The organism is Streptomyces sp. MAR4 CNX-425, assembly GCF_048656465.1.
GTDB lineage: Bacteria > Actinomycetota > Actinomycetes > Streptomycetales > Streptomycetaceae > Streptomyces.
The window spans coordinates 202430-228649 of the sequence record NZ_JBMDLF010000005.1 but is presented as its reverse complement, the minus strand read 5'-3'; the positions used below and the strand labels follow the sequence as shown (position 1 = coordinate 228649).

Genomic DNA, 26220 nt, shown 5'->3' with positions numbered 1-26220 from the left:
GGCGACCCGGGCGGCACACCCGGCTGACCCGCCCGGCGAACGCGCGGGCGCGCGGCCGCTCGGGCGAGCCGGATCAGCGCCGCTGCACCGCTTCCACCAGGCGCTCCATCACCTCCGCGTCGCCCTCGACCCTCAGCTCCCCCGCCTCGACCGCGTCCGAGAGCGGGCGCTCGTGGGACAGCACCGACTGCAGCGTGCCGTGGTCGGTCGTCACCGCGACGTCCGGAGACCCCGGCTCATCGCCGCGCCGCACCGCCGCCAGCTCGCCGTCGGCGACCTCCAGCCGGTACACCTCGCGCTCCAGCTCTATGCGGTAGCTCGCGGACCACGCCGCGTGCGGCTGCGGCTGGAAGTAGGCGCGCAGCCCGAGGAGCACGGTGTCGGAGGTCAGCACGCCCTCCAGCGGTATCACCGGCGAGCGCAGCCCCCACCTGCGCAGCGCCGCGAAGACCGGCTCCAGCTCGCTGCCCCACTCGGTCAGCTCGTACACCTTCGCCGAGGCGGGCGGCGGCAGCGTACGGCGCGAGAGCACACCGAACCGCTCCAGGTCGCGCAGGCGTTGCGCCAGCACGCTGGGCCCGATGCCGGGGAGCGCGGCCTGCAGATCGGCGTAACGGCGCGGGCCCAGGCGCAGCTCGCGCACGACGAGCAGCGCCCAGCGCTCCCCGATCATGTCGAGCGCGTGGGCGATCGGGCACGCCTGCCCGTACGTCCGCCTCTCGTCGCCGCTTCCCCTCGCCATCGCCCCTGCTCCTCCCGCTTTCCATTCTCGCTACGAAAAACGTAGCACAAACTTCGGTAAGTGTAGTAGCTTGGGAAAACCGGATGAGGGAGGCGCGTCATGAACGGCACGGCAGAAGTCCAGCCCGCGGCCGAGCGGTTGGTTCGGGTCGGGGACGTCGAGATCTGTACGCAGGCGTTCGGCGCCCCTGCCGATCCACCGATCCTGCTGGTCGGCGGCGCGGAGGCGTCGATGGACTGGTGGGAGGACGGCTTCTGCTCACGCCTCGCCGCGGCCGGGCGGCACGTCGTCCGCTTCGACGCGCGGGACACGGGCCGGTCCACGACGTTCCCGGTCGGGGCGCCGACGTACGGCGGTGAGGCCCTGCTCACCGACGTGGTGGGGCTGCTCGACGCCCTCGGCCTCGACTCCGCGCACCTCGTGGGCGTCTCGATGGGCGGCGGGATCTCCCAGCTCATCGCGGCGCGCTATCCGGGCCGGGTCGCCTCGCTGACCTTGATCGCCACCAGTCCCGCGACCCCGGGCGGCCCCGACCGCCCCGAACTGCCGCCGATGAGCGCGGAGCTGGCGCGGACGTTCGAGGAGCCGCAGCCCGGGCCCGACTGGTCGGACCGCGAGTCGGTCATCGCCCACTTCCTCGCCGGTGAGCGCGCCTTCGCCGGCGCCCTCCCGGTGGACGAGCAGCGTGTACGTCGCATTGCCGGCCGCGCCTTCGACCGCAGCCCCGTCCCCGCCGCGGCCGCCAACCACTGGCTGCTCGGCGACGACAAGGAGCCGGCCGCGCTGTCCCTCGGCGACATCACCGCGCCGGCCCTCGTGCTCCACGGCACCCACGACCCGCTGTTCCCCTACGCCCACGGAGAGGCGCTGGCCCGCGAGATCCCCGGGGCGACCCTCGTGCCGCTGCCCGGGATGGGGCACCAGATGCCGCCGCCCGAGCTGTGGGACACCGTGATATCCGCGCTCGTCACGCACACGGAGGCGGCGGCAGGCTGACCGGCGGACGGCCCGGCCGGGCACGGCCCGGCCACCCGGCGGCTCGGCAGCCCGGTGGCCCGATGGCCCGGGTCGAGGGGTGCGGGCCGGTCAGAGGATGCCCGCGTGGCGGGCGGCGGTCATCCAGCCGGGGAACTGGGAGAGGAGCCGGTCGTAGAGCTGCGGGTCGGGCAGTTCGCTGATGTCGTCCACGGCGAAGAACCCGACGTTGTCGACGCGGCGTCCGGCGAGGGTGTCGAACCGCTCAAGCACCCCGTAGTCGGACTTCCCCAGCCCCACGAACTGCCAGAAGATCGGCTCCTCGACCGCCTGGCGCAGTTCGTTCTCGATCTCGGCGTTGCGGTACACCCCGCCGTCCGAGAAGAACAGCACGAGCGTGGGAACGGGGGCCGGGTTCGCGCGGACGTAGGCGCGGACCTCGGCGATGACCTTCTGCTCCTCGTTCTGGATGCCGACCGTCCGCATGTCGACCTGACCCTCCTCCAGGCCCTTGCGCTTCTTGCGGGGGCGGAAGAGGGCGAGCTGACCGACCCGCACGTGCAGTCGCAGCCACTCGGGGAGATCCCCCAGGTGCAGGTCCGGAAGCCGGGCCGGATGGGAGGCGAACGTCCACGCCTGCATCGCGCCGTCGTCGTCCAGCTGCGTCGCGACGGCGGCCATGCGCTCGACGACATCGGTGACGACGTTTCTCGCGTAGAGGTGGGTCATGGAACCGGACGCGTCCAGGACCAGGATGACGCGGGCGGAGATATCGGCGGCCCCGTGCTTGCGCAGGCTGAGGGCCACCTGCTCCTTGCGCATCGACAGCCGCTTGCGCATGTCGACGGGCAGCCGCTCCTCGCCCTTGACCAGGCGCGGCGCGCCGGACCCCCCGGACGCGGTGGGCGCGGGCGGCGCGGGCGGCGAGGGCGCGGGCGGCGGGGCGGCGGGTACGGGGCCGGGTGCCGGCGCCGCGGGGGCGGGCGGCGGGACGGGCGCGGGCTGGGCCCCCGGCCGGGCGGTGGGCTGGGCAGCGGGCGGGGGCTGTTCGTCCGGGGGCGTGTCGTCGACCGAGATGCCGAAGTCGGTGGCCAGGCCGGCGAGCCCGGAGGCGTAGCCCTGGCCGACCGCGCGGAACTTCCAGCGGCCGTTGCGCAGATACAGCTCGCCGCCGACGAACGCCGTCTCCGTCGTCGCCTCCATGTCGAACCGCGCCAGCTCGCCGCCCGTACCGGCGTCCAGCAGCCGCAGCGTCAGCCCGGGCACCTGGCCGAACGTGCCGCCGTCCGCCGAGGCGCACAGCACGACCCGGTCGACGGCCGGTTCCAGCGAGCCCAGCAGCACCTCGACGGAGTCGGTGAACCGGCCGCCCTCGCTCCGCTTGCCGCGGTGCGTGACCGCCTGGGAGGTGTGCTGCGGCTGGTTGTAGAAGACGAAGTCGCCGTCGTCGCGGACCCGTCCGGCCGCGGTGAGCAGCAGCGCCGAGGCGTCGACGTCGGGGACGCCGGGCCCCTCCGACCAGCTGAGTTCGGCGCGTACCGCGGAGGCGTCCACGGGCAGGTTGGCCCCTTTGCCGAGCGATCCGGTGGCCATGGAATCGGTCCCCCTCCGATGCGGTCGAGCGGCGGCCGCGGCGGAGCGCGGCACACCCTGGTTCCGGGGAGGACTCCCGACGGCCCGTCGTGGTTCCGCGGACGGAGGAGCTCTGCCCTGGTCAGGTACAGGGTGTCATGCCGCGGAGGGAGCGGCGCCGGGCGGCGGGCCAGCCCGTAGACGTACGCCGCTTGCCGCCGCGGGCTGACGCCCCGCACGCCCGCCGCGGGCGAAGCTGCTCACACCCGGGGCACCCGCAGCACCCGGGACGACAGCAGCAAAGGAGACACCACCGTGCGCTACGTACGCAGCAACCGCCTCCGCGTCGCCGCCGCGACGGCCGCCCTGCTCGTGACGGCCACCGCCGGCACCGCCGCCGCCACCGCCGACGGCGACAACGGCGGCGGGTCCGGCAACGGCGGCGGCGCCGTCGCCGACGACCGCGCCGACCGCGACCGCGGCCGGGACGCCGCCGCGCTGACCGGCACCGCGAAGCTCACCCGGTCCCTCGGCGACGACATCACGTTCTCCTTCGACGCCCGGCTCGCCGCCGAGCACAACGACAACCCCCGCAAGGCCACGGGCACCTTCCGCTTCAGCCACTACCTCAACGGCGAGGGCGCCTGGGCCGAGGCCGAGGTCGACTGCCTCGTCACCGGCGGCAAGGTGGCCGTCGTGTCCGGCGTCATCACCGACACCGACCTCCCGGGCGCGAAGGGCCTGCGCGTCGGCGTCACCGTCCACGACAAGGGGCACCGCGACCGCCTCGGCTACAGCTGGGCCGGCACCGGCAGCCCCGTGGAGGACAAGGACCTGGCGCCGTGCGTCAGTTCGGCACCGTTCGAGAAGGTCAAGCGCGGCACCGGCGACTACCGGGTCCTGCCCTGGCGGCCGGAGTTCTGACCGGCGCCCCCGCCCCGCGGCGCGGGGCGGGGTGAGCGTCCGAGCGACGGGCGGCAGCCCGCGCGGGGTCCGGCGGCCGGGCCGCCGGACCACCCGGCCGCCGGGCCGCCCCGGAGCCGCCCCGGAGCCGCCGCCGCGAGCCGGCACCCAGCCCGCCCCCGGGCGCCCGGGTCAGTCCGCCGCCGCCCGCGCGGGCAGCGAGACGTACAGGCGGGTGCCCCCGGGGCGGTAACCGACGCGGGTGTAGACCTGACGGGAGCCCGCACCCGAGTACTCCAGCCACACCGACCCCACTCCGCGGTCGAGCATCGCCCCCGTCAGCGCCGCGGTCACCGCCGCGGCGACGCCCCGGCGCCGGTGCGCCGGGCGGGTGCCGACGCCGGCCAGCTCCGCCGTGTCCTCGGCCGGCGGCGAGCACGTCGCGCCGCCGGCGCACCCGCCGTCCCCGGCCCGTACGAAACGCACCTCCCCGCCGTCCCGTTGCAGCCGCCGCAGCCGCGCCGCGCCCTCCGCCGACGCGGCGAACACGCCGCCGAACGCCTCGGCGAGCGCGGCGTCCAGCGCCCGGAACTCCTCGTCCGTGCCGGGTACCTCCACCCGCGGGCCGTCACCACCGGGCAGCCGGCCGGCGAACGAGCCCGGGGTGCAGACGAGATACTCGTGCACCGCCTCCGTCCCAAACCCCGCCGCCCGCAGCACCGCCGCCACCCCCGGCGCCGCCTCCGGCGCGAACTCCAGCCGCGGCAGCAGCCCCCGCTCCCGGAAGGTGCCGACCAGCGCGGCGACGTCGTTGCCCGTGGGAACGGCGCCGGGCAGCGGGGTGGCGTAGTTGAGGTACGGGCTGTCGGTGCCGGGGGAGAAGCCGGCGACGAAGCCGCCGGTCTCGACCACGTCGGGGCGGCGGCGGAGATGGGCGACGGCGAAGTGCTGAACCCGGTTGTCCATGGAAAGTGCCACGGTGATGTCGACCTCACGAAGTCTCTGGGAGCGCAAACAGGCGAGAGAGCCCACGCGGCACAGCGCGCGCGGGCATCGTGGGGCCGCCGTACGGGACGGGCGGGACCGGCGGTACGAGCCGACGGGACCGCTACGGAAGCGGTCCGGCCACCCGGGGCCGAAGGCGGCCGCTGACGGACGCCGGAATCAAAGGCTTCGTTCCTCACCGTGAATACGCCGGACGCCATCGCCGGCGAGTGCGTTCTGCAAGCCGTCAGAACGCCGCCAACCTCTCACGCCCACCGCCCCCGTGCAACGCGATTCCCCGCCACGCCCGCGAATCACCCGGACCGCGGCCGCCCGCCCGCCGCGAGCCGTTCCACCACGCGGAAGCGCTCCGCGACCACCAGCGTGTCGTCGTCGACCGTGAACCCGGGGTCCCCGAGCACCTCGCGCATCTCGTCGCTGTGGAAGAACGCCTCGTGCCCCGCCCGCCACTGGGCGACGGTCTCGTCGCCCTCGCCCTCGTCCAGCACGTGCCGCAGGTCGACCTCCCGCAGCGGCAGCACGCGCACCTCCGTGACCTCGACGACGGCGACCGGCTCGCCCCGCGAGTCCAGCAACGCCGCCCGGTCCCCCACCTCGGCCAGCACCTCCCCCTCGGCCTCGTACGCCGCGAGCAACCCCGTCGTCGCCGTCTTCGCCCCGGACAGCACCGCGGCAACCAGCGAGTCACGCAACGGCCCCGGAAAGGCCAGCTCGTAAGGAGGCAACTGCTCCGCGGCTTCCGACATGACGCCAGCGTACGCGTGCACCGCTGCCGGCGGGCTCACACGGCGGCGCGGCTCCGGCGCTGCTGGGCGCGCAGGGCAGCCAGTCTCCGGTGGTCGCGGGCCGGGGACCCGCTCGCGTCCAGGGCGAGGAGCGACAGGAGTTGCACGGGACGTCCCGCCGACGCGGCGGCCTCCAGCTTGTGATGGCCGTCGAGCAGGAAGTGCGTGAGCCCCCAGTGCTCGTAGTAGTCGGCCGACCGGTCGTCCGTCGCCGGCTGACACAGGTCCAGGGTCGAGACGGCCACCGCCGTCGGCACCGCCCCCCGCCGCATCTGCCCGGCGTACTCCTCGACCCGGTCACGCTCGTTCCAGGTCGGCGGGACCATCGGCACCACGAACTCGTAGAGGTGCGCCGCGTCGTCGACCGCGGTCTCGAACGTGCGGTAGTACGGGGTGTGCGGGTACTCCGGCAGGCCCCAGAACCCGTCGATGCCCCAGGTGGCCACCTGTTCGTGGCTGAAGTAGTCGCCCTCCTGCCCCGGCACGGTCAGCCTCGGCTCGATCCGCAGAAGAAGGGGCAGATAGTCGCCCTCCGGAAGCAGCGCGGCGAACGCCTCCACGACGGCGCCGTCCGGTTCGGTGAGCCGAAGGGCGAGGCGTTCCCGCACATGGTCCAACGACAGCGTCTGACGGGCGCCCTCAAGTCGCCGGAACAGGAACGGGCAGGTCCCGCACCAGAAGCTGCGCTCGAACGCCGGCTCGTCGTCGACGACGACCAGCCTGAGGCCGGCCCACGCCCCCGGCGGCTTCGCCCCCTCCGCAAACCGGAGCCTCGCCCGGGACTCGGGGACCCCGAGCCTCCGCGGCTCACCGACCAGCACCATCACCCGCACGACCGTACGAGACACCACCACCGCCTGGCACACCGTTTTCCGGTGCCCCCACCGCGATCCCCGCGCGGCCACCGGTCGACGTCGCCGAAGCACCGCCCCCACCCGCGGCATCACTCCGCGCTCGTGCCACTGATCAGCACGGCCCACACACACGTACCGATCCCGCTGCGCTCCACGACGCCCCACCGGTCCGTCAGCTCATCCAAGGGGCTCGTTCCGGTGCGCGTTCGCGCGGGCTGGTCCTTCCTGGCTCGGCGGGGGGGTCAGGGCGCGGCTTCCCCGGGGTGGGGGATGAGAGCGGCCAGTTGCTGTGCGGTCGCGGTCGGGTGGGCGGTGTGGATGAGTTCCGTGCGGTGCACCAGGCGGGGTTCCTCGACCGGGACGGCCGTGACGCCGGGGAACGTGGCCGCCAGGGGCAGGGGGAGGGCGGTGAGGCCGAGGCCGGCGGCGGCGAGGGAGGCGAGGCCGTGCAGGTCGGTTCCCCGGTGGCGGAGGCGGGGGCGGAATCCGTCGGTACGGCAGACGGCGCGCAGCCGGTCCAGGGCGATGGCGGTGTCGGGGGCGTCGATCCACCGGGCCTGCGTCAGGTCGGTGAGCCGGACCGAGCGGCGCCTCGCCAGGGGATGACCGGCGGGGAAGAGCACGGCCAGCGGCTGCTCGGCTGCCGCGCGCGTGGTCGTGGGGCCCAGATCGGGCAGGGGGAGCGGGTCGCTGGGCGCGGCGACGCCGTCGACGAGGCCGAGGTCGGCGCGGGCGGTGAGGACGTCTTCGAGCACCGATTCCCCGGCCAGGAGCCGCACTTCGACGTCCAGGAGGGGGGTGGCCGTGTGCAGCTGGGCGAGGGCCTCCGCGACGCCGGGGGTGAGGGCGGCGGGCGAGCAGGCGAGGGTCAGCCGGGCGGGCCGGGCGTCGGGCAGGCGGGCGATGTCGGCGCGGGCGGCATCGAGCCGCAGGAGCAGGGCGGGGGCGTGCTCCATCAGCCGCGTACCGGCCGGTGTGGGGGCGACGGGGCGGCGTTCGAGCAGTCTGGCGCCCAGGTCGGCTTCGAGTGCGGCGATGTGCTGGGAGACCGCGGACTGGGTGTAGCCCAGGGCCGATGCGGCCTGGGAGAAGGAGCGGTGCTCCAGAACCGCGACGAAGGTGCGCAGCAGATGCGTGTCCATGGCCATCAGCATCACTTATGCGGAGTGCAGGAATCATCGTTGGACGTGATACGGGCCGGCCAGCAGGATGGGCAGCATGAACTCCACGGCACGCATCGCGCTGGTCGGCGACCGCTCCGACGCCGTTCGCTCCCATGCCCGTGTCCCCGGCCTGCTGGAGGCCCTGCGCGTCCGGGAGGGATGGGACCTGGACGCCTACTGGATCGCCACGGAGGACGCCGACGCGACGACGTTGGGCGGCTTCGACGCGGCGTGGGTCCTGCCGGGGAGCCCGTATCGCAGCGAGGCCGGGGTCCTGGCCGCGATCCGCACGGTGCGCGAGAACGGCATCCCCTTCCTGGGGACCTGCGGCGGATTCCAGCACGCCCTGCTTGAGTTCGCGCGCTCCGTCTGCGGCCTGGACCGCGCCGCCCACGCCGAGAACACCCCGGAGGCCGCGGACGAGGACGCCGTGATCGTGCCGCTGGCCTGCTCGCTCGTCGGCCACGAGGGCGTCGTCCGCATCGCGCCCCGCTCACTGGCCTCCGACCTGGTCGGAGCCGACCGTGCCCGGGCCCGCTACCACTGCGCCTACGCGCCCAACCCCCGCCACCTGGACACCCTGCGCGCCCACGGGCTGGCCTTCACCGGCACCGACGAGTCCGGCGAGGTCCGCATCGCCGAACTGCCCGGCCACCCCTTCTTCCTGGCAACGCTCTTCCAGCCCGAACTCGACGGCGACGGCAGCCGGGCCCATCCTCTGATCACCGGCCTGGCCGGGGCCGCCGTCGACCACGCCCGCGCTCGAACCGCCGGATTCAAGCGCGCGCAGGCCCCGGCCGCCGGGTAGCGGCGGCCGGGGCCTTGGCGTGCCGGTGGTTCAGTCCGCGACGGGGAGATAGACGCGGTTGCCGGCGGCGGCGAACTCCTTCGACTTCTCCGTCATGCCCGCCTCGATCTCCTCCTCCGTCGCGCCGTGGGCGCGGCGGATGTCGTGGGAGATCTTCATCGAGCAGAACTTCGGGCCGCACATCGAGCAGAAGTGCGCCGTCTTCGCCGGCTCCGCCGGCAGCGTCTCGTCGTGGAACTCGCGCGCCGTGTCCGGGTCCAGGGCCAGGTTGAACTGGTCCTCCCAGCGGAACTCGAAGCGGGCGTCCGACAGGGCGTCGTCCCAGTCCTGGGCGCCGGGGTGGCCCTTCGCGAGGTCCGCGGCGTGGGCGGCGATCTTGTAGGTGATGACGCCGGTCTTGACGTCGTCGCGGTCGGGCAGGCCGAGGTGTTCCTTGGGGGTGACGTAGCAGAGCATCGCCGTGCCCCACCAGGCGATCATCGCGGCGCCGATGCCGGAGGTGATGTGGTCGTAGGCGGGGGCGATGTCCGTGGCCAGGGGGCCGAGGGTGTAGAACGGGGCCTCTTCGCAGATCTCCTGCTGGAGGTCCACGTTCTCCTTGATCTTGTGCATCGGGACGTGGCCCGGGCCCTCGATCATCGTCTGCACGCCGTGGGACTTCGCGATCCGGTTCAGCTCGCCGAGCGTGCGCAGCTCCGCGAACTGCGCCTCGTCGTTGGCGTCCGCGATCGAGCCGGGGCGCAGCCCGTCGCCGAGGGAGAAGGTCACGTCGTACGAGGCGAGGATCTCGCACAGCTCGTCGAAGTGGGTGTAGAGGAACGACTCCCGGTGGTGGGCCAGGCACCAGGCGGCCATGATGGAGCCGCCGCGGGAGACGATGCCCGTTTTGCGGCGGGCGGTGAGCGGGACGTAGCGCAGCAGGACGCCGGCGTGGACCGTCATGTAGTCGACGCCCTGTTCGCACTGCTCGACGACGGTGTCGCGGTAGACGTCCCAGGTCAGCTCCTCCGCGCGGCCGTCGACCTTCTCCAGCGCCTGGTAGAGCGGGACGGTGCCGATGGGGACGGGGGAGTTGCGGAGGATCCACTCGCGGGTGGTGTGGATGTTGCGGCCGGTGGACAGGTCCATGACGGTGTCGGCGCCCCAGCGGGTGGCCCAGGTCATCTTCTCCACCTCCTCCTCGATGGAGGAGGTGACGGCGGAGTTGCCGATGTTGGCGTTGACCTTCACCAGGAAGTTCTTCCCGATGATCATCGGTTCGGTCTCGGGGTGGTTGACGTTCGCGGGGAGCACGGCGCGGCCGGCCGCGATCTCGTCGCGGACGAAGGCGGGCTCGACGCGCTCGCGCAGCGCGACGAACTCCATCTCCGCGGTGATCTCCCCGCGTCTGGCGTACGCGAGTTGCGTGACGGCGCCGCCGCGGGCGCGGCGCGGCTGGCGCGGACGGCCGGGGAAGACGGCGTCGAGGTTGCGCAAGCCGCCGCGGGGGGCGGTGTGTTTGAGGCCGTCGTCCTCGGGGCGGGGCGGGCGGCCCGCGTACTCCTCGGTGTCGCCGCGGGCGATGATCCAGTTGTCGCGCAGCGGGGCGATCCCGCGGCGGACGTCGGTGTCGATGGTCGGGTCGGTGTACGGCCCGGACGTGTCGTACAGCGTCACGTCCCGGCCGTTCGTGAGGTGCACGCGCCGCACGGGGACCCGGATGTCGGGCCTGGCGGGGTGTTCCACGTGGTCCTTGTGCCAGCCGGCCGCGGTCTTCGCGGAGTCCGCGGTGGCGGGCGTACGTGCATCCGAAACGGTCATGGAGACCCACTCCCTACGCCGGCATTACCCGGTAACAGGTTCGGCGGTCGGCGCAGCTGTGATCCGGATGCGGATCCGTCAGCGCCCTCTCAGCCCGGTGCTCCGAGCTCCCGCGGTGTGCAGTTCGCGGACCACGCTAACCGGTGTGCGCGCCGGTGGGGAAGAGGGCCCTTGGGCGCTCCTGCGATGATCTGGCGGTGACGCATTCGCACGGGCACGACCACGGTGCCCCCGCCCCGCCCGCCTCGCACCGGCTGCGTACCGTGATCGCGGCCGTGCTCGTCCCGTTCGCGCTGGCGGTGTTCGCCGGGCTGATCGCGCTGTGGCCGGGGGACGAGCCGGCGGGCGAGCGCAGCGGCATCGGCTTCGACCAGGAGCGGCAGCGGGCGAAGGTCACGAAGGTCGAGGAGGTGAAGTGCGCCGACGTGGGCGCGCGGATCCAGGAGCCGGGGCAGCCGGGCGGCGGCGGGGACGAGCCGCGGCTCGACGAGGACGCGGTGTGCGAGCAGGCGACGATCGAGGTGACGTCGGGCGAGCACGCGGGGCGCACCTTCACCGAGGTCGTCGCGCCGGACGCGTCGCGCCGGTACGACGTCGGGCAGGAGCTCGTCGTCTCCTACTCGCCGAAGGCGCCGCGGGAGTTGCAGTACGCCGTCTCCGACGTGGTGCGCAGCGTGCCGATGGCGGCGCTGGCGCTGGTGTTCGCGGTCGCGGTGGTCGTCGTCGGGCGGCTGCGCGGGGTGGCGGCGCTCGCGGCGCTGGCGGTGAGCTTCGCGATCCTGATCCTGTTCATCCTGCCGGCGATCCTTGACGGGTCGAATCCGCTGGTGGTGGCGGTGGTCGGCGGGAGCGCGATCATGCTGATCGCGCTGTACCTGTGTCACGGGTTCAACGTGCGCACCTCGGTGGCGGCGCTCGGCACGCTGGCGTCGCTGCTGCTGATCGGGCTGCTGGGGTCGCTGTTCGTCGGCTGGTCGAGGCTGACGGGGAACACCGACGACTTCACCGGGCTGATCCACACCCAGTACCCGGACATCGACATGAGCGGGCTGCTGCTGGCGGGGGTGCTGATCGGCTCCCTCGGGGTGCTCGACGACGTGACGGTGACGCAGGCGTCGGCGGTGTGGGAGCTGCGGCGGGCCGACCCGTCGGCGCCGTGGCGGAAGCTGTACGCGTCGGCGATGCGGATCGGGCGGGATCACATCGCGTCGGTGGTGAACACGCTGGTCCTCGCGTACGCGGGGGCGGCGCTGCCGTTGCTGCTGCTGTTCACGATCGCCGACCAGAGCGTCGGCTCGGTGGCGACGAGCGAGTTCGTCGCCCAGGAGATCGTACGGACCCTCGTGGGCAGCGTTGGGCTGGTCGCCTCGGTGCCGCTGACGACGGGGCTCGCGGCGCTCGTCGTCTCGGCCGACCGCCGCCCGGCGGGGGCGGAGGGCCGGGCGGGTACGGGCTCCGGCGCTGCCGCGGCTCCCGGCGAGGGCGGCGCCCGCCGCCGGGGCGGCGGCGGTCGGCGGCGCCGGACGTAGCGCCGGAGGCGCGGAGGTGCGGCAGCGGCGTGCGGTGCGCAGTGCGCGGCGAGCGGCGTGCGGTGCGGCGGCGGGTTACCAGTCGTTCTTCGACGACGACGCGGTCATGAACTTCCGCACCAGGAAGATCGCACCCGCGATCAGCGCGGCGGCCAGCAGCACCTTGAACAGCAGGCCGATGATGACCCCGACCACCCACATGATCATGCTGCCGAAGACCACCAGCACGATCGCCGGGATCAGCACCCACGTCACCCACCACGGCAGTCCCGCGGTGATCTCTTTCACGGACACTGTCATTCCTCCTCCGGTACGCCGGGGTTGTCCCGGTGCCTACGATGCTAGGTCGCCGGGCGGCCGGACGGGAGTGCCCCCGGCCCCGGTCCGCCCCGGAACGAACCCTGAGGCATCCCTGAGGGACTGATTCACGCCTCGGGTGGAGAGAAGACCACCAGCACCCGGAGATCCTCGGTGATGTGGTGGAAACGATGCGGGACACCCGCCGGTACGTAGACGACGCAGCCCCTGCCGACCTGCTGGGTCTCGTCGCCGACGGTGACGGAGCCGCGGCCGCTCATGATCACGTAGACCTCGTCCTGGCGATGGGGCTGCTGCGGATCGGGGGCGCCGGCGTCCAGCGCGTACAAGCCGACCGACATGTTCCGCTCGCGCAGGAACTGGAGGTACGCTCCGTCGTTCGCGCGGCGCTCCGCCTCCAGCTCGTCCAGCCGGAATGCCTTCATCGTGCTTCATCCTCCGCGTCCATGGTGCTCCCGACTACCTCTGGAACGATCGCACCCATGAAGACCTTCATCATCAAGACCCTGGCCAACGCCGCAGCCCTCGCGGTCGCCGTCTGGCTGATCCCCGACATCGGCCTGACCGGCGACGACAACGCCGACAAGGCCGTCACGCTGCTGCTGGTCGCGTTGATCTTCGGGGTCGTGAACTTCGTCGTCAAGCCCCTCGTGCAGCTGCTGTCGCTGCCGTTGCTGCTGCTGACCCTCGGGCTGTTCACGCTCGTGATCAACGCGTTGATGCTGATGCTCACCTCCTGGATCGCCGACGAGGCGGACCTGAGCTTCCACGTGGAGGGGTTCTGGACGGCGGTCCTCGGCGGGCTGGTGATCAGCATCGTCTCGTGGGCGACGAGCATGGCCCTGGACCGGGACTGAATCGGGTACGGAACGTGGCCGCCGGCACCGGGCGCCGGCGCCCGGGCTGAGGCAGGATGGAGCGCATGGGAACGAGCGAACGCCCCCGCCCCGCGCCCTTCCGCGTCTGCTTCGTCTGCACCGGCAACATCTGCCGCTCGCCGATGGCCGAGGCCGTCTTCCGCGCCCGGGTCGCGGAGGCGGGGCTCGACGGCGTGATCGAGGTGGACAGCGCCGGCACCGACGGCTGGCACGTCGGCGAGGCCGCCGACCCGCGCGCCGCCGCCGTGCTCACGCAGCACGGCTACGAGCTGAAGCACACCGCCCGGCAGTTCACGCCCGACTGGTTCGCCGGACGGGACCTCGTCCTCGGCCTGGACAGCGGGCACGTGCGCCGGCTGCTCAAGATCGCGCCGACTCCCGTCGACGCCGAGAAGGTGCGGCTGCTGCTCTCCTTCGCGCCCGACCTCGACCTGACCGACGTCGAGGACCCGTACTACGGCGGCACCGGCGGCTTCGAGGAGGCTCTGGACCTGATCGAGACCGCCGCGGACGGGCTGCTCCAGGCCGTACGCGACGAACTCGCCGCCCGTCCGTGACCGGCCCGGCGGCCGGCCCGCCCCCGCGATACGGCGGCCCCCGCACCGTGGAGGAGCGCGCCGCCGCGCTCACCGGCGCCCCCGTACGGGCCGCGCGCCGCGTCGGCGGCGGGGACATCTCCGCCGCGCACCGCCTCGAACTCGGCGACGGCCGCCGCGTCTTCGCCAAGACCCGGGACCGCGCCCCCGCCGACTTCTTCGCCGCCGAGGCGCACGGCCTGCGCCTGCTGGCGGGCACCGGCACCGCCCCCGTCCCCGCCGTCCTCGGCGAGGAGCCCGGGCTGATCCTGCTGGAGTGGATCGAGCCCGGCCCGGCGACCCCCGCGCAGGCCGAGCGGCTGGGCCGCGACCTCGCCGCGCTGCACGCGACCCCCGCCGCCGCCTACGGCACCCCCTGGCCCGCCTACATCGGCTCGCTGCCGCTGCCGTCCCCGCAGACCGCCCCGGCCGCCCCCGCGCCCGCGGAACCACCGCCCGAGCACGCCGCACATACGCCCGCCTCCCCCGATGACTGGCCCGGCTTCTACGCCGAGCACCGGCTGCTTCCCTTTCTACGCCTCGCCACTGACAACGCCGCCCTCACGCCCGCCGACACCCGCGCCGTCGAACGCCTCTGCGCCGTGATCGACCAGGTCACCGGCCCGCCGCAGCCGCCCGCCGTCATCCACGGCGACCTGTGGTCGGGCAACGTGCAGTGGGCCGCCGGCGGCCGCGCGCACCTCATCGACCCCGCCGCGCAGGGCGGCCACCCCGAGGTGGACCTCGCGTTCCTGGAGCTGTTCGGCTGCCCGCAGCTCGGGCGGCTGCTCGGGGCGTACAAGGAGGTGCGGCCGCTGCCCGGCCGCCGCGGCCGGGTGCCGCTGTACCAGCTGCACCATCTGCTCGTGCACGCCGCGCTGTTCGGCGCCGGCTACGGCGCGCAGTGCGGCGCCGCGGCGCGCGCGGCCCTGGAAGGAGCCGACCGATGACGTACGAGGACACCCCGTCCGACGCCGCGGACGACGCTCCCGGGACCCCGCCCCCCGCCGACGCCACCCGCGTGGTGCGCGCCGGCCTCCCCGACCCCGAGCCGTACGAACCCGCCCTCCCCGGCCCCGTCTTCGCCGCCCACTACCACCTCCCCGGCGACGTCGCCGGCGCCCCCTACGACTACGGCCGCGACGCCAACCCCACCTGGACCCGCCTCGAAGCCGCCCTCGCCGAGCTGGAGTCGCCCGGCGCCCCCGCCGAGGCGGTGGCCTTCGCCTCCGGCATGGCCGCGATCACCGCCGTGCTCATGACCGCCCCGGGCACCCGGGGCCCCGGCGCCGGCCACGTCGTCCTCCCCGCCGACGGCTACAACCTCGTCCCCGGCGGCCTCCGCGCCCTCCTCGAAGAGCACGGCACCGACGTACGCACCGCCCCCACCGCCGGCGACGCCCAGGGCGAACTCCTCGACGGCGCCCGCCTCCTCTGGCTGGAGACCCCGTCCAACCCCGGCCTCGACGTGTGCGACATCCGCCGCCTCGCCGCCGCGGCCCACGCCGCCGGCGCGCTCGTCGCCGTCGACAACACCCTGCCCACCCCCCTCGGCCAGCGCCCCCTGGAGCTCGGCGCCGACCTCTCCGTCGCCAGCGGCACCAAGGCGCTCACCGGCCACGGCGACGTCCTCCTCGGCTACGCCGTCACCCGCGACGCCGCGCTCGCCCGCCGGCTGCGCACCTGGCGCAAGACCGCCGGCGCGATCCCCGGGCCGATGGAGGCGTGGCTCGCGCACCGTTCGCTGGCCACCCTGGAGCTGCGCACCGCCCGCCAGGCGACGAACGCCCGCGCCGTCGCCGAGGCGCTGAGCGCCACGCCGGGGGTACGGGACGTACGCCACCCCGGCCTGCCGTCCGACCCGGCGCACGCGCTCGCCGCGCGCCAGATGCGGGCCGGGCGCTACGGCTGCGTGGTGGCGTTCACGCTGCCGGACCGGGCGGCGGCGGAGCGGTTCCTCGGCGCGGCGCGGCTGGTCGACGAGGCGACGAGCTTCGGCGGCGTGCGCTCGACGGCGGAGCGGCGCGGGCGGTGGGGCGGGGACGCGGTGCCGGAGGGCTTCGTCAGGTTCTCGGCGGGCGTCGAGGACACCGCCGACCTGGTCGCTGACCTGCGTGAAGCGCTCGCGTACGCCCTCACCCGCTGAGCCGCCGCAAGTCGGGCAAAAGCCGTAAAACTCGCGTAAAGCGTCGATGCGTGGGTTCATGGTGTGTGGGGGAGCCGCGGGCACGCGGGTCGAGAGCCGCGTTCTTCACGCCCGTCGGCACGGCTCTCAAGGGAGATCACACCATGCGTAAGATCGCCGCAACACTGGGCGCGGCCGCGATACTCGCCTTGGCCCCCCTGACCGGCGCGAGCGCGCAGACCGCCGCCGTCCCGGCGGACAGCCCCCAGAGCACGGTCCAGCAGGAGCAGGGCCCGCGCGGCCCGAAGGGCGACAGCGCGAGCAACTGGGGCTGGCTGGGCCTCGCCGGCCTGCTCGGCCTCGCCGGGCTGGCGAAGAAGTCCGGGAAGGCCGACACCAGGACCACCCGCAACGACGTCACCAACCGCGCCGCCCAGACCACCGGCACGCGCCGCGACTACGGAACGGACCGCGGCCGCGGCACCCACGCGAGCGGCACCGGCGACGACATGCGCGGCGCGGGCGGCGGCAAGCACCACATGCCGGGCGGCAAGCACGACATGCCCGGCGGCACCTCCGGCACGTCGGGCGGCGCGTCCGGCGCCTCCGGTTCGTCCGGCATGAAGGGCGGCACCTCCGGCACCTCCGGCGGTACGTCCGCGTCCCGTACGTCCGGCACCGCCGACGACCGCACCGGCCGCACCGGTCACACCGATCACACCGGCCACAGCGACATCACCGGCGGCACCGCGCACGAGAGCATGCCCGGCACCGACCGCAGCGGCACCACCCACCGCGTCTACGACACGGACGACCCCGCGCACCGCGCCGACCGCGGCGACGACGGCAAGCGCCGCTGACGGAAGGCGCCGGTGACGCCGCGCGCCCCCGCCCCTCCCGCCCGTCCCGCCGCACCGCCGCGCACGTGGCGCGCGCCCGGCGCGGCGGGACGGGGGTGCTCCCGCGGCACGCGCCTCCCCGCGGGTTTCGGCCGCCGTCCCGCGTGCCACATACATCCCATGACCGTGTCCCACCGGCCGGTGGTCAAGCGCACCGCCCGCGCCGTCCTCCTCGACGGCGACGAGATGCTGCTCATCAAACGCACCAAACCGGGCCACGAGCCCTACTGGATCACCCCCGGCGGCGGCGTGGAGCCCGGCGACGCCTCCGTCGTCGCCGCGCTGCACCGCGAGGTCGACGAGGAGCTGGGCGCCCGCGTCACGCGGGTCGTGCCGGTCTTCGTCGACACCGTCCCCGAGAAGCCCGAGGACCGTGCGGCCCCCGAGGACCCGGACGCCCCCGGCACCCCCGCCGGCGAACACGGCGTCAAGGTCCAGCACTTCTTCGCCTGCCGCCTGGTGTCCATGGACCTCACCCGCCGGCACGGCCCCGAGGTCGACGAGCCCCGCGGCGAGTACGAGACCGTGCGCGTCCCCTTCACCCGCGAGGGCGTCGACTCCGTCGACGTCGTCCCGCCGAGCCTGCGCGCGTTTCTCGTCAAGAACATCGAGGGCGTCCTCGCCGTCCTCGCGGACGACTTCGGTTAGCTCCCCGCTCGTCTACGCGTCAGCGCGTACGCCTCGCGCAGGTCCCGCCCGCTGTACGCGTCCGAGGCCAGCCCGCTCACGTGGTGGTCGGCGTTCACGGCGACCGACCGCGGCACCACGGCGAACAGGTCGGTGTCCGACATCGAGTCCCCGTACGCCACGCAGTCCGCCCGCGTCAGCCCGTACCGCGCGCAGAGCACATCCGTGATCCGCACCTTGTCCGACGGCCCCAGGATGCCCGCCATGTCCACCGGCTCGCGGAACGGCAGCGCCGGGAAGCGCGAACCGTGCGCCGCGTGCACCCCCCACTCCAGCAGCCGCTCGACGAAGAACCCGGGCGCCAGCGAGATCACCGCGCAGTGCTCCCCGCGCGCGGTGATGTCGGCCCACACCTCGCGTATCCCCGCGAGCCAGGGCGCGCCCGCGAACGCGCGGGCCAGGATCTCGGGCGTGAGGCTGCTCCACATGCCGTGCGCGCGCTCGGCGTAGTCGTACGTGTCGATCTCGCCGGAGCTGAACGCGGCGTCCAGCGCGCGGAACTCCGCGACCAGGTCCAGCTGCCGCGCCATCTCGATGTTCGCGGAGGAGCCGTGCAGCAGGGTGCCGTCCATGTCGAAGATGTGCAGCCGGGACATGGCGTGAGGCTAGGACGTGCGCGGGGCCGGGGACAAACGATTACTTGCCACGCTCCACGCGCGCGTGGAGCGTCAGTCCGGGTCGTGCTCGGGGCCGCCGTAGTCGGGGCTGGTGAAGTCCGGGCTGGAGTAGCCCGGTCCGTCGTTCGCCGACGTCCCCTCGTCGGGGCTGGAGAACGCCGGGCGGGAGTAGCCGAGGCGCGGGGTGCGGGTGCCGGCCGGGTCCGTACGCACCGCGGGGAACGCCCCGCCGGAGCCGCCGACCTCGCCGCCGGCGAGGGCCTCCTCCAGGAAGGGCTGGATGCCGCGTTCGAGCAGCGCCGTGCGCCACTCCTCGCGGGCTTCGTCGACCTGGTCGGTCAACTCCCGGCTGGCCGCGGCCCTGATGGACGTCGCGCCGTTGCGCAGCGCCGCCAGCAGCAGCGCGATCATCGCGATGACGATGGCGGCGACCGCGAGGAGGGCGAAGATCCAGCCCGCCTGGCGCATCGAGGACGCCACGGACGGCTCGGGGTCCATCATGCTCAGCAGGTAGCCGACGAGCAGGAAGATCAGCGCCGCCGTGCCGGCGAGCACCGGCACCAGCACCGCCGCCGCCGCGGCCACCCCCGCGCTGGAGCCGCCCTGGCCGCCGCCCCTCGCGCCGGTGAGGCGGATGCCCTCGCCGCCGGCCGAGGGCCGGCGCAGCTCCATTCGCAGCCGTACGTAACGGTCGTATTCGGCCGACGCGCACGCCGAAATCGCCGTCATGGCGCCGAGGGCCATGGTGCGCAGCTGCTCGGGGTTGAGCGGCCGCCCGCGGCCGGCGCCGACGGTGTACTCGGCGCTGTGCAGCGCGGAGTCGAGGAGCCGCTCGAAGTCCGGGCGGTCCTCCGTCAGCAGATGCGACGCACTGGTCATGTGCTTGTGCTCCCCCGGATGGGCAGGCAACAAGGCAAGCGGGGACGGAGCGTGCCTGCGGCGCTAGGCCCTGAGCGGACAGAGCCTATAACCGATGGTAGAGCGCTTCACGTATGGCGGATAAGTGTCTTTTCAGAAAAGGAGGTTCCGTATTAGAGCATGCCAGACGGAAGTCCGCTAGCGTCCGACCAGCGGAAGTCGCACGACAAGCAGTTTTCCGGCCATGGTGACCCCGCCGTCCATGGCGATGGCGAGATCGTCCGCGTAGATGTGCGGGCCCTGGACCGCCGCGCCGCGCTCCTCGCCGTCGGTGTCCTCGCTGGGCACCTCGCCGAGCAGATACGGGATCGGGCTGTGCCCGTGCACCAGCCGCCCGCCGCCGTACCGGGCGAGCAGCTCCCGCACGGCCGGCGGGCCCGTCTCCTCGTCGCGGAAGGCGAAGCGCTTGGTGAACTTGCGGAACAGGTCCCAGACCTCGTCCGCGTCGGAGCGGGCGAGGATGTCGTGGATGGTGTCGTTGACGCCCTCGATGGACTCGCCGTAGTCGAGGTACGCGGTGGTGTCGGAGTGCACCAGGAGGTGGTCGTCCTCCTCGTGGATGGCGTCGAGCCGCGCCATCCACTGAAGGTGGACGTCCTCCAGCCGCTCCATGTCGGTGCGCTGGCCGCCGTTGAGCAGCCAGGCGGCCTGGAAGGAGGCGGTGCCGGCGCCGGAGTTGACCGGCGTGTCGCCGAAGCGCTTGGCGCCGAGCAGCAGCAGCTCGTGGTTTCCCATCAGCGCCTTGCAGTAGCCGCCGGCGGCGGCGGCCTCGGCGGACAGCCGCATGACGAGGTCGATGACGCCGATGCCGTCGGGGCCGCGGTCGGTGAAGTCGCCGAGGAACCAGACGCGGGTGTTGCCGGCGATCCAGCGGTCGGACTCGTCGACGATGCCCTGGGCGCGCAGGGCGGCGCGCAGCTCGTCGAGGTAGCCGTGGACGTCACCGACGACGTACAGCGGGCCGTAGCCGCCGCTCTCGCCGGGCCTGATCACCGGCAGGTCGGCCTGGGTCGGGGTGTACCCGTCGTCGCCGTAGGCCGCCGCGCCGCCGCCGGCGGCCGGTGCCGCGGGGACGGGGGGCGCCGTCCCGGCGGGCACCCCTGCCGTGGTCCGCAGCCCCGGCGTCTGACCGGCCCCCTGTTGCATCGAACCCCTCCACCGCCTCGCCGTTCTCCCACCGGGACACGACCGGGCCGCCATGGGGCCAGGTGCCGCTCCCCCCGCACAGGTGGAGGAGATCCGCGGTGTGCGTGCGCCCATCATAGAAATGCCTGTCGCAGCTTGTGCGGTACCAGGGGCCGCCAATTGGCTCCGGCTGCGGAAGAGAGCTCCCGGCGCACCACCAGAACCGGGCAAACGGGGCACGGAAGGCGGGGGTGACGGGCGGGGGCCGCGGGCGGGCGCGGGCACGGGACGGCCCGGGGGCCGCGGCCCCGCCCGCTACGCCGGCCGGCGCGGGGCGCTGACGACGGTACGCGGCGGGCGGCGCTGCGAGGACGCCCGCACGATCAGGTCCGTCGGTATGACCTGTTCGATGGGCCGCCCGGCGTCCACGCCCTCGATGGCGTCGATCAGTAATTGCACGACGGCCGTGCCGATGCGGCGCGGCTTCAGCGACAGCGTGGTGATCGGCGGGTCGGTAGAGGCGTAGCCCGGGGACTCGCTGCAGCAGACGAGCATCAGGTCGTCGGGCACCCGCAGCCCGTAGCGGCGGGTGGCGGCGAGCAGGTCGGTGCCGTTGGGGTCGAAGAGGCCGTAGACGGCGTCCGGGCGGTCGGGGCGGGCGAGCAGCCGGTCGGCGGCGACGGCGCCCGCGCGCGGGTCGTGGGCGGGGTAGGACTCGTAGACCGGGTCCTGGCCGACGCGCTCGCACCAGGTGAGGTACGCGGTGGTGGACAGCCGGGTGTACGTGTCCGTGCTGGTGCCGGTGAGCAGGCCGATGCGGCGGGCGCCGGCGTCGGCGAGGTGGTCGAGCAGGCCGATGACGGCGGCCTGGTGGTCGTTGTCGACCCAGGCGGTCACGGGCAGGGAGCCGCCGGGGCGGCCGTCGCTGACGACGGGGATGCCCTGCCGGACGATCTCGCTGACGACGGGGTCGCCCTCGGCCGGGTCGATGACGACGGTGCCGTCGAGGGCGACGTTGGACCAGACGTCGTGCCGCGAGGTCGCGGGGAGGATCACCAGCGCGTAGCCGCGGGCGAGCGCGGCGGAGGTGGCGGCGCGGGCCATCTCGGCGAAGTACGCGAACTCGGTGAAGGTGAACGGTTCTTCGCCGTACGTCGTCACCGTTAATCCGATGAGCCCCGACCTGCCGGTACGCAGGGCGCGGGCGGCCGCCGACGGCCGGTAGCCGAGGCGGTCGGCGACCTCGCGGACGTGCCGGCGGGTCGCTTCCGGCAGCCTGCCCTTCCCGTTGAGCGCGTCGGAGACGGTGGTGATCGAGACGCCCGCTGCGGCGGCGACATCCCGGATTCCCGCCCGCGCCAGCTTGCGGCTGGGCGGCCGGCTCACTTGCGGTTGGATCGAGCCGGTCATGCGCCTTCTTTCTTCAAGCCCGTACGTGGTCCCCCGTGCAAGCCGCAATAGTCAGGCTTGTCATCGCGAGCTGATAGTAGGGCTCGGATGGCTCGATTGCGGGAGAATCCGAACCGTAACTGACAGGCACGATTCTGCAGGAGCGAAACCGTCAAACGACCATGGAACGACACGCGGTTGCCCCACGGCCGACCCCAGGTCCATGGCGCAAGGTCCTTGGTACCTGGCATGGTACGAAGGTCTCGAAGAGGTTTCAGTCACCTTCACGGGTGATGCGCGCCATGGCGCCCGCCACCCGTGCGCGCCAGGGTGGACGCGCCCCCTACGTACGCGGCGGGTGCGGCGCCCGGGTACGGGTGTCCACAGGCTACGGGCTCGGTCGAGGAGGACCGCGGTGACGAACGACAGAACTCCGACTCCCAGGACTTCCAGCACCCCCGCGGCGCCCAGGCTGCGGGCGGCGCTGGAGGGCATCCCCACGTACAAGCCCGGCAAGCCGGCCGCGGCGCCGGGCTCCGGCGCCGCGGCGTACAAGCTCTCGTCCAACGAGAACCCCTACCCGCCGCTGCCCGGCGTGCTGGACGCGGCGGTGGCGGCGGCCGGCGGCTTCAACCGCTACCCCGACATGGCGTGCGCCGCCCTGACCGCCGAGATCGCCGAGAGCCTGGGCGTGCCGCCGGAGCACGTCGCCACGGGCACGGGGTCGGTGGGCGTGGCGCAGCAGCTGCTCCAGGCGACGGCCGGGCCGGGCGACGAGGTGATCTACGCCTGGCGGTCGTTCGAGGCGTACCCGATCATCACCCAGATCTCGGGCGCCCGGTCGGTGCGGGTGCCGCTCACCGCGGACGAGCGGCACGACCTGGACGCGATGGCGGGCGCGGTGACCGGCGCCACCCGGCTGATCTTCGTCTGCACCCCCAACAACCCGACCGGCACGGCGGTGCGGCGCGGGGAGCTGGAGCGGTTCCTCGACCGGGTGCCGGAGGACGTGCTGGTGGTGCTGGACGAGGCGTACTGCCAGTTCGTCCGGGACGACGGCGTGGACGGCGGGATTCCGGACGGCCTCGACGTCTACCGGGACCGGCCGAACGTCTGCGTGCTGCGCACCTTCAGCAAGGCGTACGGGCTGGCGGGCCTGCGGGTCGGCTTCGCGGTGGCGCACGAGCCGGTGGCGGCGGCGCTGCGGAAGACGGCGGTGCCGTTCGGGGTGAGCCAGATCGCGCAGGAGGCGGCGATCGCGTCGCTGCGGAGCGAGCCGGCGCTGCTGGAGCGGGTGGCGGCGCTGGTCGCGGAGCGCACGCGGGTGCGGGACGGGCTGCTGGCGCAGGGCTGGACGGTGCCGGAGACGCACGCGAACTTCGTCTGGCTGCGGCTGGGGGAGCGGAGCGTGGACTTCGCGGCGGCGTGCGAGGCGGCGGGTGTGGTGGTGCGGCCGTTCGCGGGCGAGGGGGTGCGGGCGTCGGTGGGCGAGCCGGAGGCGAACGACATCCTGCTGGCGGTGGCGGAGGAGTTCCGCAAGAAGCTGTAGGAGCGCGGGACGAAGCGGGGCGGAAGAGAGCGGGGAGCGGCGGTCGCGGTGGCGGCCGCCGCTTCCGTTTCCGTACCCGTACCCACACCCGGGCGAGAGCGTTGCTCTCGGTGTGGAGCGCCGCTCTCCCGACGGCCCGTTACCCGCCCCCACCGGGGCAGATCCAGACGTAGGGGACCCCTGGGACAGACCCGGAATCGGGTGTGTCAGACTAGCTCTTGTGAATGTGAACTCATTCACGAGCGGTGCTGTTCGTGGGCTTTTACGCCCGTATGCCATGCCGCCACGGCCCGACCGGGCCGACCGGCGCGTGGATCATCGTCAGTGCCGTGTCCGTGCTCGCGGAGAGGAGCCCACGTGGATCAGGCACTCGCCCCGGAGACCCTGGCGCGCTGGCAGTTCGGGATCACCACCGTCTACCACTTCCTCTTCGTCCCCCTGACGATCTCCCTCGCCTCCCTCGTCGCCGGGCTGCAGACCGCCTGGGTGCGCACGGGCAAGGAGAAGTACCTCAGGGCGACGAAGTTCTGGGGCAAACTCTTCCTGATCAACATCGCCATGGGCGTGGTGACCGGCATCCTCCAGGAGTTCCAGTTCGGCATGAACTGGTCGGACTACTCCCGCTTCGTCGGCGACGTCTTCGGCGCGCCCCTCGCCTTCGAGGCGCTGATCGCCTTCTTCTTCGAGTCCACCTTCATCGGGCTGTGGATCTTCGGCTGGGACCGGCTGCCGCAGAAGATCCACCTGGCCTGCATCTGGATGGTCGCGGCGGGCACCGTGCTCTCCGCGTACTTCATCCTCGCCGCCAACTCCTGGATGCAGCACCCCGTCGGCTACCGCATCAACGAGAAGTCCGGCCGCGCCGAGCTGACCGACTTCTGGCACGTCCTCACCCAGAACACCGCCCTCGCGCAGTTCGCCCACACCATCACCGCGGCCTTCCTCACCGGCGGCGCGTTCGTCGTGGGCATCGCCGCGTACCACCTGATGCGCCGCCGGCGACCTCGTGATATCGCAGTCATGCGCAGCTCGCTGCGGCTGGGGCTGCTGACGCTGGTCGTCGCCGGGCTGCTGACCGCGTTCACCGGCGACCGGCTCGGCAAGATCATGTACGAGCAGCAGCCGATGAAGATGGCGTCCGCCGAGGCCCTGTGGGAGACCGAAGGGCCGGCGCCCTTCTCCCTCTTCGCCATCGGCGACGTCGACAAGGGCCACAACAGGGTCGCCATAGAGGTCCCCGGCGTGCTGTCCTTCCTCGCGCACGACAACTTCTCCGAAGAGGTCCCCGGCATCAACCCCACCAACGAGGCGATGAAGGAGAAGTACGACGAGAAGTTCGGCCTCGGCGACTACCGGCCCAACATCCCGCTCGCGTACTGGAGCTTCCGCTGGATGATCGGCTTCGGGATGACGTCCCTGGGCCTCGGCGTCCTCGGCCTCTGGCTCACCCGCCGCCGCTTCTGGCTCGCCGACCGGCTCCGTACCGGCGAGGACGACGTCCCCCGACTCGCCCTCACCCGCGACCGCGAACTCGGCGAGCGCCTCGGCGGCTGGTACTGGCGCCTCGCCCTGCTCACCCTCCTCTTCCCGCTGATCGCCAACGCCTGGGGCTGGATCTTCACCGAGACGGGCCGCCAGCCCTGGGTCGTCTACGGCGTCCTGCCCACCTCCTCCGCCGTCTCCCCCGGCGTCTCGCAGGCCGAGGTCATCACGTCGCTGAGCGTCTACACCCTGCTGTACGCGGCCCTCGCCGTCATCGAGGCGAAGCTGATGATCAAGTACGTCAAGGCGGGGCCGCCCGAACTCACCGAGTCCGACCGCAACCCGCCGACGAAGATCGGCGGCCACGACCGCGAAGACTCCGACCGGCCCATGGCCTTCTCTTACTGAGAACGGAGATCACGCCATGGAACTGCACACCGTCTGGTTCGTCCTCATCGCCGTCCTGTGGACCGGCTACTTCTTCCTGGAGGGCTTCGACTTCGGCGTCGGCGTCCTCACCCGGGTGCTGGCCCGCGACCGCGCCGAGCGGCGCGTGCTCATCAACACCATCGGCCCGGTCTGGGACGGCAACGAGGTCTGGCTCCTCACCGCGGGCGGCGCGACCTTCGCGGCCTTCCCCGACTGGTACGCCACCCTGTTCTCCGGCTTCTACCTGCCGCTGCTGCTCATCCTCGTCTGCCTGATCATCCGCGGCGTGGCCTTCGAGTACCGGGCCAAGCGGCCGGAGGAGCACTGGCAGCGCAACTGGGAACTCGCCATCTTCTGGGCCTCGCTGCTGCCCGCGTTCCTGTGGGGCGTCGCCTTCGCCAACATCGTGCGCGGGGTGAAGATCGGCCCCGACAAGGAGTACGTGGGCGACGTCTTCGACCTGCTCAACCCGTTCGCGCTGCTGGGCGGGCTGGTGACGCTCTTCCTCTTCACCTTCCACGGCGCGGTGTTCACGGCGCTGAAGACCGTGGGCGACATCCGGATGCGGGCGCGCCGGCTGGCGGCCGTGCTCGGTACGGCGACGGTGGCGCTGGCGCTCGGCTTCCTGCTGTGGCTCCAGTCGGACACGGGCGACGGCCGGAGCCTGGTGACGCTCGTCGTCGCGGTGGCCGCGCTGTTCTGCGCCGTGGGCGCGGTGGCGGCGGGCCGGGAGGGATGGTCGTTCGTCTACTCCGGGGTGACCATCGTCGCCACGGTCGCGACGTTCTTCCTGGCGCTGTACCCGGACGTGATGCCGTCGTCGCTGGACCCGGAGTGGAGCCTGACGGCGGAGAACGCGTCGTCGACGCCGTACACGCTGAAGATCATGACCTGGTGCGCGGGGATCGCGACGCCCGTGGTGCTGCTGTACCAGGGGTGGACGTACTGGGTGTTCAGCAAGCGCATCGGGACGCAGCACCTCGCGCCGGAGGCGCACACGGCGGCGGCCGCCGCGGGCGGTGGGGACGCCGCGGGTGACGCGGGCGGCGCGGGCGGCGACGGGGCCGGGGGCGCGGACGGGACGGGGCGGTGA

The 26220-nt window shown here is 73.4% G+C and carries 26 protein-coding genes and 1 riboswitch; of the genes, 13 read left to right on the top strand and 13 right to left on the bottom strand.

Annotation, left to right across the window (positions count from 1 at the left end; genetic code table 11):
* Window positions 1–73 precede the first annotated feature (73 nt).
* Entirely contained in the window at window positions 74–742 is a 669-nt protein-coding gene (locus ACHZ99_RS16565; protein ID WP_420305364.1) for a winged helix-turn-helix transcriptional regulator, read from the bottom strand.
* A 99-nt stretch (window positions 743–841) separates the two neighbouring features.
* Here ACHZ99_RS16565 and ACHZ99_RS16560 point away from each other — a divergent pair, with 99 nt between their 5' ends.
* Complete coding sequence (locus ACHZ99_RS16560; protein WP_420305363.1) at window positions 842–1738, top strand: alpha/beta fold hydrolase; 897 nt, start codon at window positions 842–844, stop codon at window positions 1736–1738.
* Between the two features lie 90 nt (window positions 1739–1828).
* Here the strand turns inward: ACHZ99_RS16560 and ACHZ99_RS16555 are convergent, their stop codons facing one another.
* Complete coding sequence (locus ACHZ99_RS16555; protein ID WP_420305362.1) at window positions 1829–3310, bottom strand: VWA domain-containing protein; 1482 nt, start codon at window positions 3308–3310, stop codon at window positions 1829–1831.
* Between the two features lie 294 nt (window positions 3311–3604).
* Here ACHZ99_RS16555 and ACHZ99_RS16550 point away from each other — a divergent pair, with 294 nt between their 5' ends.
* Window positions 3605–4213 carry a Repetin gene (locus tag ACHZ99_RS16550; RefSeq protein WP_420305361.1) on the top strand — a complete coding sequence of 203 codons (609 nt, stop codon included), beginning with the start codon at window positions 3605–3607 and terminating at the stop codon, window positions 4211–4213.
* Between the two features lie 171 nt (window positions 4214–4384).
* Here ACHZ99_RS16550 and ACHZ99_RS16545 read toward each other — a convergent pair whose 3' ends face one another.
* From ACHZ99_RS16545 to ACHZ99_RS16530, 4 genes are all read right to left on the bottom strand, one after another.
* The gene (locus tag ACHZ99_RS16545) at window positions 4385–5158 is read right to left on the bottom strand and encodes a GNAT family N-acetyltransferase (RefSeq protein ID WP_420305360.1); all 774 of its coding nucleotides are present in this window, start codon (window positions 5156–5158) and stop codon (window positions 4385–4387) included.
* A gap of 332 nt (window positions 5159–5490) precedes the next feature.
* Complete coding sequence (locus ACHZ99_RS16540; RefSeq protein ID WP_420305359.1) at window positions 5491–5943, bottom strand: ASCH domain-containing protein; 453 nt, start codon at window positions 5941–5943, stop codon at window positions 5491–5493.
* Window positions 5944–5978: 35 nt separating this feature from the next.
* Entirely contained in the window at window positions 5979–6830 is an 852-nt protein-coding gene (locus ACHZ99_RS16535; RefSeq protein WP_420305358.1) for a hypothetical protein, read from the bottom strand.
* A 248-nt stretch (window positions 6831–7078) separates the two neighbouring features.
* Entirely contained in the window at window positions 7079–7978 is a 900-nt protein-coding gene (locus tag ACHZ99_RS16530) for a LysR family transcriptional regulator (RefSeq protein WP_420305357.1), read from the bottom strand.
* Between the two features lie 76 nt (window positions 7979–8054).
* Between ACHZ99_RS16530 and ACHZ99_RS16525 the strand changes: the two genes are divergently transcribed.
* Complete coding sequence (locus ACHZ99_RS16525) at window positions 8055–8807, top strand: glutamine amidotransferase-related protein (RefSeq protein ID WP_420305356.1); 753 nt, start codon at window positions 8055–8057, stop codon at window positions 8805–8807.
* A gap of 30 nt (window positions 8808–8837) precedes the next feature.
* Here the strand turns inward: ACHZ99_RS16525 and thiC are convergent, their stop codons facing one another.
* Complete coding sequence (thiC, locus tag ACHZ99_RS16520) at window positions 8838–10607, bottom strand: phosphomethylpyrimidine synthase ThiC (protein WP_420305355.1); 1770 nt, start codon at window positions 10605–10607, stop codon at window positions 8838–8840.
* Window positions 10600–10731, bottom strand: a riboswitch (TPP riboswitch). (Overlaps the previous gene by 8 nt.)
* Window positions 10732–10804: 73 nt before the next feature.
* Between thiC and ACHZ99_RS16515 the strand changes: the two genes are divergently transcribed.
* Complete coding sequence (locus ACHZ99_RS16515) at window positions 10805–12136, top strand: YibE/F family protein (RefSeq protein WP_420305354.1); 1332 nt, start codon at window positions 10805–10807, stop codon at window positions 12134–12136.
* Between the two features lie 75 nt (window positions 12137–12211).
* Here ACHZ99_RS16515 and ACHZ99_RS16510 read toward each other — a convergent pair whose 3' ends face one another.
* Both ACHZ99_RS16510 and ACHZ99_RS16505 read right to left on the bottom strand, forming a co-directional pair.
* The gene (locus ACHZ99_RS16510; protein WP_420305353.1) at window positions 12212–12436 is read right to left on the bottom strand and encodes a DUF5326 family protein; all 225 of its coding nucleotides are present in this window, start codon (window positions 12434–12436) and stop codon (window positions 12212–12214) included.
* Window positions 12437–12561: 125 nt separating this feature from the next.
* Window positions 12562–12879 (bottom strand): cupin domain-containing protein, encoded by a 318-nt coding sequence (locus ACHZ99_RS16505; protein ID WP_420305352.1) that lies wholly within the window; start codon window positions 12877–12879, stop codon window positions 12562–12564.
* A 57-nt stretch (window positions 12880–12936) separates the two neighbouring features.
* Here ACHZ99_RS16505 and ACHZ99_RS16500 point away from each other — a divergent pair, with 57 nt between their 5' ends.
* From ACHZ99_RS16500 to ACHZ99_RS16475, 6 genes are all read left to right on the top strand, one after another.
* Entirely contained in the window at window positions 12937–13311 is a 375-nt protein-coding gene (locus tag ACHZ99_RS16500; protein WP_420305351.1) for a phage holin family protein, read from the top strand.
* A 56-nt stretch (window positions 13312–13367) separates the two neighbouring features.
* A complete protein-coding gene (locus ACHZ99_RS16495; protein WP_420305350.1) occupies window positions 13368–13889 on the top strand; it encodes a low molecular weight protein-tyrosine-phosphatase in 522 nt (173 codons plus the stop codon).
* A 47-nt stretch (window positions 13890–13936) separates the two neighbouring features.
* Complete coding sequence (locus ACHZ99_RS16490; RefSeq protein WP_420305349.1) at window positions 13937–14857, top strand: fructosamine kinase family protein; 921 nt, start codon at window positions 13937–13939, stop codon at window positions 14855–14857.
* The gene (locus tag ACHZ99_RS16485; protein ID WP_420305348.1) at window positions 14854–16053 is read left to right on the top strand and encodes a cystathionine gamma-lyase; all 1200 of its coding nucleotides are present in this window, start codon (window positions 14854–14856) and stop codon (window positions 16051–16053) included. The genes ACHZ99_RS16490 and ACHZ99_RS16485 overlap by 4 nt, the downstream gene beginning before the upstream one ends.
* Before the next feature lie 143 nt (window positions 16054–16196).
* Window positions 16197–16892: a WGxxGxxG family protein gene (locus ACHZ99_RS16480; RefSeq protein ID WP_420305347.1), complete on the top strand. Its 696-nt coding sequence runs from the start codon at window positions 16197–16199 to the stop codon at window positions 16890–16892.
* 159 nt (window positions 16893–17051) lie between these two features.
* Complete coding sequence (locus ACHZ99_RS16475) at window positions 17052–17579, top strand: NUDIX hydrolase (protein ID WP_420305346.1); 528 nt, start codon at window positions 17052–17054, stop codon at window positions 17577–17579.
* Here ACHZ99_RS16475 and ACHZ99_RS16470 read toward each other — a convergent pair.
* The 4 genes from ACHZ99_RS16470 to ACHZ99_RS16455 all read right to left on the bottom strand — a co-directional run bounded on the left by ACHZ99_RS16470 (window position 17576) and on the right by ACHZ99_RS16455 (window position 21688).
* The gene (locus ACHZ99_RS16470) at window positions 17576–18214 is read right to left on the bottom strand and encodes an HAD family hydrolase (protein ID WP_420305345.1); all 639 of its coding nucleotides are present in this window, start codon (window positions 18212–18214) and stop codon (window positions 17576–17578) included. The two genes, ACHZ99_RS16475 and ACHZ99_RS16470, sit on opposite strands and share 4 nt — an antisense overlap.
* 72 nt (window positions 18215–18286) lie before the next feature.
* Complete coding sequence (locus ACHZ99_RS16465; RefSeq protein ID WP_420305344.1) at window positions 18287–19114, bottom strand: hypothetical protein; 828 nt, start codon at window positions 19112–19114, stop codon at window positions 18287–18289.
* 177 nt (window positions 19115–19291) lie between these two features.
* On the bottom strand, window positions 19292–20299 hold the full coding sequence (locus ACHZ99_RS16460; protein WP_420305343.1) for a metallophosphoesterase: 1008 nt from the start codon (window positions 20297–20299) through the stop codon (window positions 19292–19294).
* A 294-nt stretch (window positions 20300–20593) separates the two neighbouring features.
* Window positions 20594–21688: a LacI family DNA-binding transcriptional regulator gene (locus ACHZ99_RS16455; protein WP_420305342.1), complete on the bottom strand. Its 1095-nt coding sequence runs from the start codon at window positions 21686–21688 to the stop codon at window positions 20594–20596.
* 394 nt (window positions 21689–22082) lie between these two features.
* On the opposite strand from ACHZ99_RS16455, the gene hisC reads away from it, so the two are divergent.
* The 3 genes from hisC (at window position 22083) to cydB (ending at window position 26220) form a co-directional block, all read left to right on the top strand.
* Entirely contained in the window at window positions 22083–23216 is a 1134-nt protein-coding gene (gene hisC / locus ACHZ99_RS16450) for a histidinol-phosphate transaminase (RefSeq protein ID WP_420305341.1), read from the top strand.
* A gap of 357 nt (window positions 23217–23573) precedes the next feature.
* Window positions 23574–25106 (top strand): cytochrome ubiquinol oxidase subunit I, encoded by a 1533-nt coding sequence (locus ACHZ99_RS16445; RefSeq protein WP_420305340.1) that lies wholly within the window; start codon window positions 23574–23576, stop codon window positions 25104–25106.
* A gap of 16 nt (window positions 25107–25122) precedes the next feature.
* Complete coding sequence (gene cydB, locus ACHZ99_RS16440) at window positions 25123–26220, top strand: cytochrome d ubiquinol oxidase subunit II (RefSeq protein ID WP_420305339.1); 1098 nt, start codon at window positions 25123–25125, stop codon at window positions 26218–26220.